The sequence below is a fragment of the Pseudomonas sp. genome (assembly GCF_030683065.1).
In the GTDB taxonomy this organism is placed as follows: domain Bacteria; phylum Pseudomonadota; class Gammaproteobacteria; order Pseudomonadales; family Pseudomonadaceae; genus Aquipseudomonas.
In genome coordinates, this window is record NZ_JAUXMX010000017.1 from 59,439 (window position 1) to 70,207 (window position 10,769).

A 10,769-nucleotide genomic window follows, 5' to 3' on the forward strand; every position below is an offset into this window, starting at 1 on the left:
TGATTAGCGTACGTTCACTTTACCAACCATCCCCGATTGGTAATGGCCTGGGATGTTGCAGGCGAACTCAAGCCCCGTTGCCTTAGTAAAGGTCCATACCAGTTCTTCAGTGGCTCCCGGCTCGATCAAGACGCTGTTTGGATCGTCGTGTTTCATGCCGACCATCTTCATCCCGCCCATAGCATGATCCATGTTGCTCATGTCCTGTGCGCCCGTTGGAGACAGCGTGCCGTTCTGAAACATTGCGGCCATTTCTTTTTGATGTGCTGCATGTGCGGCTGCCATGCCCAGGTTGAATTCATGCAGTAGCGAGCCCTCATTCTTGAGTACGAAGCGGACGGTTTCTCCTGCTTTGATATCAATGCTCTTCGGCTCGAAATAGATATCGCCCATCTTGATTTCGATGATGCGATCAGCTTGCTTGGCGTCTCCTGGTTGGCCTATATCGCTTTTACTATGGCTCGGGTTAGCCATGGCAGCAGAGGCGGAGAAAACCAGGGTTGTGGCGAGAAAAAATGAAGTTAGTTTGGCTTTCATAATGCATCTCGGAAAATGGAGTTGTTAGGAACAACATCAATGCTAATCAGGCGGTGCTGTCAGCTGGCTTACGCGAAAACTACATATCTGAAAGATGCACTGAAATCAGGTGCGGCCCGGCATTGGCCGGGGGCACCTGATTGTTGTCTCAGCGCATTACGAATTCACCGACCATCCCGGCCTGATAATGTCCAGGGAGGGTGCAGGCGAAGTTGAGGTTGGCCGAGTCGCTGAAGGTCCAGACAAACTCCTTGGTAGTTCCGGGCTCAACAAGGATGGCGTTTGGGTCATCATGTATTGCTTCAACGACTTCAGGAATGCCAGGTGGATTGGAGTCTCCAAGGCCCGACCGTTCATGCCAGACGATTGACTTCGCTTTGCCTGTTGGCGTCAGTGTGCCGTCCTTGACCAAAGCAGCCATTTTGCGTTGATGATCCAGTTGCGATACGGCTTTACCGATATTGAATTCGTGCATCAGTGCCCCTTCGTTCTTCAACACGAAGCGGACGGTTTCGCCAGGCTTCACATCGATAGACTTCTGGCCGTAGCTGATGTCATCCATTTTCACGAAAACTGTACGTGTAGCGGGGGTTGCTTTGGCCGGCTGACCAATGTTGCTTTCAAGGCCAAGCGTTTGTGCCGAGGCCTGAGTTGCAGCTGCGAACAGCAGCGCCGTGATCAACAACTGGGGGCGTGAACGTTTCATGATGAGACCTCACTGAGGTGGTTGGAAATCTCATGCTATTCCCCGTTTCCTGCCGGGGGGCTGACCCCAAAACTACAAATTAGTCAGCTTGAAAAAAACGCGGCACCGTCGAGGTGCCGCTAGGCCAAAGGAGCAATCATGAAGGCCTTGAAGATGGGAATTCTTATGGGTGACACTCTTTATCGGCCATCATCAGCTTGTGCTCACGCATCATCTGCGCAAGTACGTCGTCGACCAATTTGTCGTGTCGCTCCATCCACGCAAGATGTTCTTCCGTAGATATGCCGGGAGCAGGATGCTCGCTGTGAAGCTGGTTCATCATCTCGTCGAGCATTTTCATGTGCTCTTTCATATGCACATGGCGCTCGCTGGCGGGAGCCTTTTCCGCCTGAATTAGTACCGCTTCGGCTTTGTCTCGCATGCTCTCGATGCGCTCGAAGACGCGGTCACTCCCGCCCTCTGCCCAAACGGCTGAAGCAAGCAGGAGCGAACCAACCAGAAATAAAGGTTTAAGCAGTTTCATAGGGCAGTCTCCTCAATTGAAGCAGTGACCGGCACCTCTGTTGTTATTCATTAGAGGGCCAAGAGCACAACCTAGTGCTCATGCTTGCACCCTAGACAGGGCCGCCTGACAGAGGCCTGAAGCTAGGATTACATTTTCGTAAGCTTCTGGTTGGGAGGGGGATTTGACTGCACACTCAGGCCACTCAAAATTTGGGAACCGCCCGCATGAAACTTCTGGTCGCTGAAGACGAGCCAAAAACAGGCACTTACCTGCAACAAGGTCTCACTGAGGCTGGCTTCAACGTCGACCGCGTTATGACGGGAACGGATGCACTCCAGCATGCGCTGAGCGAGGCCTATGATCTGTTGATTCTGGACGTGATGATGCCGGGCCTGGATGGCTGGGAAGTGCTGCGGATGATTCGGGCTGCAGGTAAGGATGTCCCGGTGTTATTTCTGACGGCGCGGGACGGTGTCGAGGATCGTGTGAAAGGTCTAGAGCTGGGGGCGGACGACTACCTGGTCAAGCCCTTCGCTTTTTCTGAGTTGTTAGCCCGCGTCAGGACATTGCTCCGCCGCGGCAATAGTTCGCCGACGCAGACCACAATGAAAATAGCCGATCTTGAAGTTGATCTGCTTAAGCGTCGTGCCGTGCGCAGTGGTAAGCGGATTGATCTGACTGCAAAGGAGTTCTCGCTGCTCGAATTACTGCTGCGTCGGCGTGGCGAAGTTCTTCCCAAGTCGTTGATCGCGTCCCAGGTCTGGGACATGAATTTCGACAGCGACACCAATGTGATTGAAGTGGCTATCCGACGCTTGCGGGCGAAAATTGACGATGATTTCGAGCTAAAACTGATTCATACCGCTCGTGGTATGGGCTACATGCTTGATGCGCCGGAGTCTGAATGAAGCACCTGTCACTGACCGCGCGTATGAGTTTGATGTTCATGTTTGCGGTGATTGCAGTCCTAACGGTGGCCGGCCTGAGTTTCAACGAGCTCAGCCGGCATCACTTCATGATGCTTGACCAGCAGACGCTGGACGAGAAGCTAGAATCGACTCAGCAAATCCTGAGTAATACGCGTAGCCATGCAGACCTTGAAGAGGTGCTGCCTCAGCTGAAAGCGCTGTTAGGGGCTCACCACGATTTAGCGGCGATCATCCTTGCAAACGACGGTACCGTGCTTTTTGCCGAGCCACTGCCTTTCAATATTCCCGAGAAATACCGCCTCAATCCTGACCACGGCATGTGGGCGTGGGAGGAAAATGGACACATGTATCGAGGGATGACCGCGCAGGTATCAACCCCTGACCAACCTGCGTTTCTAACGGCTTTGCTGATCCTTGATGTGACCAACCATGTGCATTTCTTTGAAACGTTGCAGCGGTGGTTCTGGATTGGCTTGGTGATTAGCGCACTGGTCAGCGCTGCGTTGGGCTGGGTGGTCGCGCGTAGTGGGTTGAGACCCCTGCGACAGGTGACCCATGTCGCGACGTCGATGTCTGCGCGGTCACTGAAGGAGCGCATTCCACTGGAGCCCGTCCCTCTTGAGCTTCAGCAGTTGGTGACTTCGTTCAATGCGATGCTTGCCAGGCTCGACGATGCATTTGTTCGGCTCTCAAATTTTTCTGCCGATATCGCCCATGAGTTACGCACACCACTCAGTAATCTGATGACGCACACCGAGGTGGTACTCACCCAAAAACGTAACCTCGAAGCCTATGAAGAGAATCTTTACTCGAACCTAGACGATCTGAAACGCATGTCGCGAATGATCGATGACATGCTGTTCCTGGCTAAGTCGGACAACGGCCTGATCATTCCCGAGCAATCGCGCATTGAGCTCAGCGAGGTAGCCACCAAGCTGATTGAGTACTACCACCTATTAGCGGACGAGCAAGGCATCCAGTTGGTTGTGACCGGCTCTGGCAGCGTGCTGGGTGACAAGCTGATGCTGGATCGGGCGATCTCGAACCTGTTGGCCAATGCGTTGCGCTATACAACTGCCGGGAAGACGATATTGGTAACGATCAAGTCGACCGCAAGTGCCGTTACTCTAATTGTCGAGAACCCAGGCGAAACCATCAAGCCGGAGCACCTGGATAAGCTCTTCGACCGTTTCTATCGAGTAGACCCGGCTCGCCGTGAAGGCAGCCCGAGCAATGCCGGGCTTGGCTTGGCCATTACTCGATCCATTGTGGCGGCCCACAATGGCAAGATCTGGTGCACTTCCAGCAATGGCATCACCGCCTTTCACATGGAATTTCCCCCAGCAACCATCCTAGGAGCGCTATGACCAAAGACGAGTTGAGGGCCGAACTTGAGCGACAAGCACAAAGCTTTGTCGCTACCACGGGAGCTGAAGTTGTGTTGTACGCCGCCCAGCGCAAGCCTGACCGCCAGCCTTGGCGCAAGAAGCCGAGCTTGTTAGATGAGGCTTTTCAGGCCGAAATTCGCAAAATCGAACAGCAGCACGACACAAAGGCCTGAGGCGCTTAAATGGCCATTTCCGAGGGCGTCTGCTGGCGTGGAAAAGCCTGGGTATCGCCAGGGCTGGGGATCTTCTTGGGGCATGCTGGCAGCCATGATCTGCACAGCCATATGGCGCACCAAGTGACCATTGGCCTTTGCGGTCAAGTGACGGTGCGAGGTCTGAATCAGGTGCTTACTGCTCCGGCCATCTGCATAAAGGCTGGCACACTGCACCAGATTGAAGGCACTGAAGTGCTTTCGATCTACCTTGATGCGCTGTCGGAAGAGGCCCGTGCCATGAGCTGTATATCGGCCGCCCAGTTGGTCTCGATCCCGGCAGACAATACGGCTGCCATCGAGCAGCTACTTGAAACGCCGGAGGTATCTGCTCAGCTGGTTCGTGAGGAGGTCAGGCGACTACTAGGCCTGAAAACACCGCAGGCGGCTGATCCGCGTATGCGGGCTGTGCTTCAGGCGCTGGAAGAGCGACAAGATGATCGGGTGCGACTGGCCGCGCTTGTGCATCTGTCGCCCACCCGGTTCTCTCATTGGTTTGTCGAGCAAACCGGACTTCAGCTGCGTAGCTATCGCAAATGGAGTCGGCTGGTTGTGGCGCTGCAGTTCGTATCTATCGGACATAATCTAACAGCGGCCGCTCATGCCGCTGGATTTGCCGACGCAGCCCATTTTTCACGTTCTTTTCGTGCGCTGTTCGGACTCGACCCCTCTTCAGCGCTCGGTCATGTGAGGCTACAAAGCTGACATTTACTTCAACCGGGATACTTCTACCGATGCTGTTTGCGTATCCACAGCCCGAGTTATTAGCTCCTTCGTTCAAGCGTATAGCGGGCGAACAGTTCAAAGTGAAACCAACTGCATGGAGGGTTCACAATGGGCAGCGCGTCGAGGTTTTTGCTTCGCTGGTTTAGTTATCCGGCGATTTTCGGTGGTATATCGGCAGCGATGATCTGGCTGCTTTATCAAGGCATCCCTTACTGGCCAAGCACAGCAATCCTGGCGGCCGTGGGAGTCGGCTGTGTAGCTGGTATGGAGCGACTCCAGCCTTTCCGGCAGGACTGGCTCAACGATCACGATGACACTCTAACGGACCTTATTCACCTAGTCGTGAATTTGTCGGTCATCCAGTTCACTGCCGCTGTTCTATCTCGTGTGGGGGACCTTGTGCCTGCTGAGCTGAGTGGGTTTCCTACCGAGCTGCCTCTCTGGCTACAACTGCTCATCGTGGCAGCTATCTTAGACCTGAGTTTGTATTCCATGCACCGCCTCAGCCATCACATCCCCTGGTTGTGGCACCTACACGAGCCCCATCACAGCGCTGAGCGGCTCTACTGGATGAACGGAGAGCGGCGTCATCCCCTGCATGCGGCCATCATGGCAGGACCTGGATTGTTGTTGCTGTTCGCGCTGGGAACACCGTCTTCGCTGGTGGCCACCTGGTTTGGAATACTCACGGTGCATCTGGCTTTTCAGCACTCCAACTTAGATTATTCGATTGGATGGTTGCGGCGCATTATCGGCGTAGCTGAAACACATCGTTGGCATCACAAACGTGATTTTGAGGATGCCCAAGTTAATTTCGGCGAGTTTCTGTTGGTGTGGGATCTGCTATTCAAAACCTTCTACGACAGTGCCAAGCAACCTGGTAGTAATGATGTCGGCCTGCGTGATCGGCGCTACCCCACCGGATATATAGATCAGTTGGCCGAACCATTTAGAGGTAAAGCTTAGAATTGTTCGTGAAAAGAACGGAAGCAATTATTCAAGCGTGCAATCGCGAGCCGCTGCCATAGTTTTGCTAATGATAAATCCCATAGTGCATACGATCTAATAGAGCTTTCACGTCCTCCGCACTATTTGGGCCGAAAATAAGGTCGATCGGACGAGAGCCATTTAGGCCTAAAGCAGGTCCATTCATCCATGCAACAGCCATTTCGCTACTGCCAAGAACTTCTGTGGCTAGTGCAAATAGTTCTTTGTACTGCGGATCACTGTAGTCAAACATAGATACCCTTAGTTCAATTGCAGTTTTTGGGCAGGCAGTAGTCTGCCTAGCGCTATTACTTGAGGGCGTATCAGCGCAGAAGGCGCTGGGTAGGATCTCCGTCACTGAGACTGTCAGCCCAATCTTGGACTGCTTTGTGGTTAATCACACGGCCTGCATCCACCTCGGCCAACGCGTCAAGGGTCAGGGAATGGCGGTCTTGTTCTTGATCAATCCGGGCGGAAAGAGCTTGCTCCATGAACCAGTCCTCGCAGTATGGACCTTGATGCGTCGGGATTTGGTGGGACGAGCAATGGCGGGTTGCTCGTATGAAGCAAGGAACCACAGACTTTGGGTTAGAAAGCCTCGCTCTGATTTCATTATGGAGGGCGTCTCCACTTCCGCCAAGCTTGCGGCACGTTCCCTCAACCCGAATAACCCAGAAAGCATGCGGGTGTAAAAGTTCATGCGCGAGCTGGTGCAGGACGGCACCTTGGAGCCGAAAAACAAATCCGAGCAGTCAGTAGATAACGCCAGGCTTCGCCAGTATCAATCAGGCGGTTGTAGCTCTGACATTTGAGGCAGAAGGCGGGATGGATCGCAGGCCAGCTCGCCTGCGATGCGATAAAGCTTCTCGACGGTGATGTTTACTTCGCCACGCTCGATCCGGCCCATATAGCTACGGTCGATACTGCAGGCCAACGCCAGTACATCCTGAGACATGTGGCAAATCTTCCTTTGTGTTCGGATGCGTTCCCCTAACACTTTCGCCAATTTATCCATGACCGTCTCAATTCCTCTGAGACGGCACTATCGTGCGTTTGCGGACGCAGGAGCCACGGACTATAATCCGCATTTTTCCGCGTTAACTCTTCTGGTGCCTCAATGAAATCGGCCTCGTTTATCTTCGACAGGCGTCTGTATGAGCTGCTTCAGGAAGAAGGGAACACAAGATTCACGACCCGTGAACTGCGTGATGCCTATGCCAAGCGCCTAGATGGCATGACTTTTCGTGTCGCCGATGTGCGCCGCTATGTGTATGAGCAGATTCGGCGATTACTGCGCACGGGCTGGCTTGTGCTTGATGAAGAGCGTCGTTCGCGGGGACAGGTCTATCACCTGAAACCGATTCCGGTACATCTGCAATTGCAGCTGATCGATAACGGGTTTGAGAACAGCCTCAAGACTGCTTGTGAGCACGAGCGGGAATCAGCAGCGCATGAAATTGAGGCTGTCCCGCTCGAATCGTCAGCCAGTGCGGATCAGCATCTGGAAGCGCTCCACAAAGAAATCCGCTTGGACTTCCTCTCTTCAATGGGAGAGGCGGAGCGATTCAAGCTGCTCCTAGAAGAAATGCCGCATTTGCGGGATAAGGTCGAAGACGAGTACCTGGAAGCCAGGGATCGCAGTTCACGTCTACTCGGCCATCTTCGGGCCATCGAAAAGACCATCAAGACGCTTGCTGCACGATGACCAGATCGCTACGAGACTGGCAACTCAGCTGCATCGACACGGCATTGGAGCACTTTGCTACCACACCGCACTTCTTCTGCCAGGCGACGCCGGGAGCCGGGAAGACACGCATGGCGGCAGAGCTAGCCAGCAGGTTGCTTAAGCAGGAGAAAATCGATCTGGTGATGTGCTTCGCGCCATCCTGCCAGGTTGTCGATGGCTTCCGCTCAACCTTTGCAGAAGTACTTGGCCGGCGACTGGATGGCCAGATAGGCGCTGTGGGAACGGCGTTTACCTACCAGGCCATGGAGTACAGAGATGAGGGGTTCTGGCAGCTTCTTGATGATTACCGTGTGCTCGTGGTCTTCGATGAGATTCACCATTGCGCTGGCCATGATCCGCTTCTCAGCAACGCCTGGGGGCAACAAATATTGCATCGGATACAAGACCGCGCAGCCTTCACCTTGGCGCTCTCCGGTACGCCATGGCGCTCAGATGACCGGGCTATTGTCTTGGCCCGGTACTCGACGCCAGAAGGGCACTTGATCTGTGACTACCGATACGGACTGAAAGAGGCCATTGCCGATGCGGTATGCCGTTCTCCTCGTATTGTCTTGCTCGACAATCAGAAGGTAAAACTGACCGAGGAAATGGGTCCTGAGAGTACAGTCAGGATGTTTCCCAGCATTGCCAAACTCTTGGGGGAATCGCCTGTCACCTACGAAGAATTGCTGCGCCATGACGACGTGATCAATCAGCTACTCGATCTTGGCTGTAACAAGCTCAATGAGCTTCGCCAAATCAAGCCGAATGCTGCCGGTTTGGTTGTTGCCACTGACATTGAGCACGCTCAGCAAATTGCCCAGGCTCTGGAGTCCAGGGGTGGGGTTTGCTGCATTGTGACCAACAAAATCCCGGATGCGCAGCAGGTGATCAATGCCTTTAGGCAGAGCGCCTCTCCCTGGATTGTCGCTGTCGGAATGATCAGCGAAGGAACGGACATCCCCCGGCTTCAGGTGTGCTGCTATCTCAGCCGCATTCGCACCGAGTTGCATTACCGGCAAGTGCTTGGGCGAGTGCTTAGGCGTACAGGTGAGTCCGATGATCAAGCTTGGCTGTTCATGTTGGCGGAGCCGACGCTGCAGTGTTTGGCTGAGAGAATTGCGGATGACTTGCCGGAGGACTTGGCGGTACTAAACGAGGTACAGATGCCAGCTTCCACTTCAGGCTCAACGCCGAGCTCGATCGAGGCTGCGGACAATATCAATAATCTAGATAACAGTATTGGATGTGGCAAAGAGCAGGCTATTGTGGCTGGAGCTACGAGCACCATTTCACTAGAGGGCTTTTCAGTCGAGCCAAGTCATCAGGTGAGTTTTTCCCAGCATTACAGGCAGCAGTTGTTGGCTTGTTTTTGAAGTGTTGACGCCTAATGGGTCAGGTGAAGTGGGAGTTGCGAGTGTGTGGTTGACCATGTCATCGACTAAGAAATTAGGGGGCGTGGGCATTGATGTTAGGACTCAGACGTTGAGGCATGACTGATAAACGGATCTGCGACGGTTGCAGCGCTGTTGCGCGTGTTGCTTCGATCGGGTGCATGTACCGATTGCGAGGCTTGGTAGATGTTTACGCGCGCACATATGCCGAGGATTAACCTGATGCAAAAGAGAAAGACCCACAAGTATGCCTTGATAGCTAAGCTCTCAGACGAAGCGGTACGCTTGATGACGCCCACGCCAGAGTGGCAGCACAATATGTTCCGCGTTGCGGCGACTAAAGGACGGGAAAATGAGCCTGTTGGCTTCTTGGCCGAGGGCGCTCACCCAGACAATATGGACACGCCCGGTCGTTAGGGTCGTCATCGTTCATAACGATCATGGGCAGTTTGACAGCCTTCACCTCATTGAGAAGGGCATCCCGGTCAGAAGAACCGTCTAAGCACTTCCTGCCCTTAGCGTATTAAGTAACGAACAAGTCATCGTTAAATTCGAAGAAATACCTTCATCACCAAGTCCGGCACCCATAGTCGGTGATAGGTGTACTAGGATGTTTTAAACGTTTAATTTGATAAAGTAAATCCGGTAAAGACGCGGCTTTCAATCCCGATATTTCGTAGAGGCTGGATTTTTAGAGCTTCAGAAAATTAACATTTTTTATCGAATTCTGTATTTGGTTAATGGAAGCTCTATACCCAACGCCTCGAACAGATTTTATACTCACATTTGATTCTTCGGCGCGTAGTCTTTTACGTAAATGAAAAACTAAGGACTCTACCGCATTATAAGGATTTATTGGCGGGCTCTTGTGTGAATATAGAACGTCTACGAAACATGCTTTGCTCACAACGCGAGGTGAGTTGCTGACAAGAGCATGAAGCACAATCATCTGTTTAAAAGGAAGGTTGAATTTTGTGAGGTTAATTCCTGTTGTCCCTGCCAATGCGTAGGCTGCGGGGCATACAAGCCTTAAATGCTCGATCTCAACAGAGGTCTTTATTAATTGATGTACATGCTTGGCTAGAGCGCTAGGTTTGAAAGGCTTATACAAGTAATCATCTAAGGCTGTGTTGAAATCTTTATCCGGCTTTCGAATAACCCGAGTTGTTGCAAGTACTATGCACGGGATATTAGAGTTTCCAGTAGCGCTCCGAGCGGAAAGTGGAGATGCAGCCTCATAATCAGCCATATCGTTATCGACAATTATTCCTGCGAAGGTGCAGGTATGCATGATTGCGATAGCCTCTCTACAGCTACCTGCTTCAACCACCGTGTATCCGGATGACTCCAGATGCTTGCGAGCCTGGGCGCGGAGGACGGGATGTTCGTGTATTACAAGCAGCTTTGGAGGCACCGATTTATCAAAACGTATCATTTTCTGGCAGCTCATAGATCGTGTTGGGGGAGTCACCGAGCGGTCGCTGTTTCAAAATCACGGCGATCCTGATCCCTCCGCAACGAATCTAGGGGGCTGAGGGGTTGAATTGAAACGATTAGCGCAGTAGCATGGATTTATACATTGTAAGTGCATGATTATGAATAAATAAATTGCAAAACGTGAATTTTGAAACGGTTTTCTGCGGGTTATTGAAAGACGCG

Annotated in this window: 15 protein-coding genes; 8 read left to right on the forward strand and 7 right to left on the reverse strand. The window is 52.7% G+C overall.

The window, feature by feature from the left end; genetic code table 11:
- Positions 1–3: 3 nt before the first annotated feature.
- From Q8K09_RS04040 to Q8K09_RS04050, 3 genes are all read right to left on the reverse strand, one after another.
- Entirely contained in the window at positions 4–537 is a 534-nt protein-coding gene (locus Q8K09_RS04040) for a plastocyanin/azurin family copper-binding protein (RefSeq protein ID WP_167143869.1), read from the reverse strand.
- Positions 538–685: 148 nt separating this feature from the next.
- Positions 686–1,243 (reverse strand): plastocyanin/azurin family copper-binding protein, encoded by a 558-nt coding sequence (locus tag Q8K09_RS04045; protein WP_167143866.1) that lies wholly within the window; start codon positions 1,241–1,243, stop codon positions 686–688.
- A 163-nt stretch (positions 1,244–1,406) separates the two neighbouring features.
- Positions 1,407–1,766: a co-regulatory protein PtrA N-terminal domain-containing protein gene (locus tag Q8K09_RS04050; RefSeq protein ID WP_167143863.1), complete on the reverse strand. Its 360-nt coding sequence runs from the start codon at positions 1,764–1,766 to the stop codon at positions 1,407–1,409.
- 206 nt (positions 1,767–1,972) lie between these two features.
- On the opposite strand from Q8K09_RS04050, the gene Q8K09_RS04055 reads away from it, so the two are divergent.
- From Q8K09_RS04055 to Q8K09_RS04075, 5 genes are all read left to right on the forward strand, one after another.
- Positions 1,973–2,656 (forward strand): heavy metal response regulator transcription factor, encoded by a 684-nt coding sequence (locus Q8K09_RS04055; protein ID WP_167143860.1) that lies wholly within the window; start codon positions 1,973–1,975, stop codon positions 2,654–2,656.
- Entirely contained in the window at positions 2,653–4,044 is a 1,392-nt protein-coding gene (locus tag Q8K09_RS04060) for a heavy metal sensor histidine kinase (RefSeq protein ID WP_305253708.1), read from the forward strand. Before Q8K09_RS04055 ends, Q8K09_RS04060 begins: the two co-directional genes overlap by 4 nt.
- Positions 4,041–4,238, forward strand: coding sequence for a hypothetical protein (locus Q8K09_RS04065; RefSeq protein ID WP_167143854.1), 198 nt, complete (start codon positions 4,041–4,043; stop codon positions 4,236–4,238). Before Q8K09_RS04060 ends, Q8K09_RS04065 begins: the two co-directional genes overlap by 4 nt.
- A gap of 9 nt (positions 4,239–4,247) precedes the next feature.
- Positions 4,248–4,982: a helix-turn-helix domain-containing protein gene (locus Q8K09_RS04070; RefSeq protein WP_167143851.1), complete on the forward strand. Its 735-nt coding sequence runs from the start codon at positions 4,248–4,250 to the stop codon at positions 4,980–4,982.
- A 129-nt stretch (positions 4,983–5,111) separates the two neighbouring features.
- Entirely contained in the window at positions 5,112–5,969 is an 858-nt protein-coding gene (locus Q8K09_RS04075; RefSeq protein ID WP_167143848.1) for a sterol desaturase family protein, read from the forward strand.
- A gap of 67 nt (positions 5,970–6,036) precedes the next feature.
- On the opposite strand, the gene Q8K09_RS04080 is transcribed toward Q8K09_RS04075, so the two are convergent.
- The 3 genes from Q8K09_RS04080 to Q8K09_RS04090 form a co-directional block, all read right to left on the reverse strand.
- The gene (locus Q8K09_RS04080) at positions 6,037–6,243 is read right to left on the reverse strand and encodes an MbcA/ParS/Xre antitoxin family protein (protein WP_167143845.1); all 207 of its coding nucleotides are present in this window, start codon (positions 6,241–6,243) and stop codon (positions 6,037–6,039) included.
- Positions 6,244–6,313: 70 nt separating this feature from the next.
- On the reverse strand, positions 6,314–6,481 hold the full coding sequence (locus Q8K09_RS04085; RefSeq protein WP_241693739.1) for a CopG family transcriptional regulator: 168 nt from the start codon (positions 6,479–6,481) through the stop codon (positions 6,314–6,316).
- A 290-nt stretch (positions 6,482–6,771) separates the two neighbouring features.
- Positions 6,772–7,005 (reverse strand): helix-turn-helix domain-containing protein, encoded by a 234-nt coding sequence (locus Q8K09_RS04090; RefSeq protein ID WP_167143841.1) that lies wholly within the window; start codon positions 7,003–7,005, stop codon positions 6,772–6,774.
- A gap of 102 nt (positions 7,006–7,107) precedes the next feature.
- On the opposite strand from Q8K09_RS04090, the gene Q8K09_RS04095 reads away from it, so the two are divergent.
- The 3 genes from Q8K09_RS04095 to Q8K09_RS04105 all read left to right on the forward strand — a co-directional run bounded on the left by Q8K09_RS04095 (position 7,108) and on the right by Q8K09_RS04105 (position 9,527).
- On the forward strand, positions 7,108–7,695 hold the full coding sequence (locus Q8K09_RS04095) for a hypothetical protein (RefSeq protein WP_305253709.1): 588 nt from the start codon (positions 7,108–7,110) through the stop codon (positions 7,693–7,695).
- Positions 7,692–9,092 (forward strand): DEAD/DEAH box helicase, encoded by a 1,401-nt coding sequence (locus tag Q8K09_RS04100; protein WP_305253710.1) that lies wholly within the window; start codon positions 7,692–7,694, stop codon positions 9,090–9,092. Before Q8K09_RS04095 ends, Q8K09_RS04100 begins: the two co-directional genes overlap by 4 nt.
- A gap of 240 nt (positions 9,093–9,332) precedes the next feature.
- The gene (locus tag Q8K09_RS04105) at positions 9,333–9,527 is read left to right on the forward strand and encodes a hypothetical protein (RefSeq protein ID WP_305253711.1); all 195 of its coding nucleotides are present in this window, start codon (positions 9,333–9,335) and stop codon (positions 9,525–9,527) included.
- 274 nt (positions 9,528–9,801) lie between these two features.
- On the opposite strand, the gene Q8K09_RS04110 is transcribed toward Q8K09_RS04105, so the two are convergent.
- Complete coding sequence (locus Q8K09_RS04110; RefSeq protein ID WP_274087005.1) at positions 9,802–10,545, reverse strand: response regulator transcription factor; 744 nt, start codon at positions 10,543–10,545, stop codon at positions 9,802–9,804.
- Between the last annotated feature and the right edge of the window lie 224 nt (positions 10,546–10,769).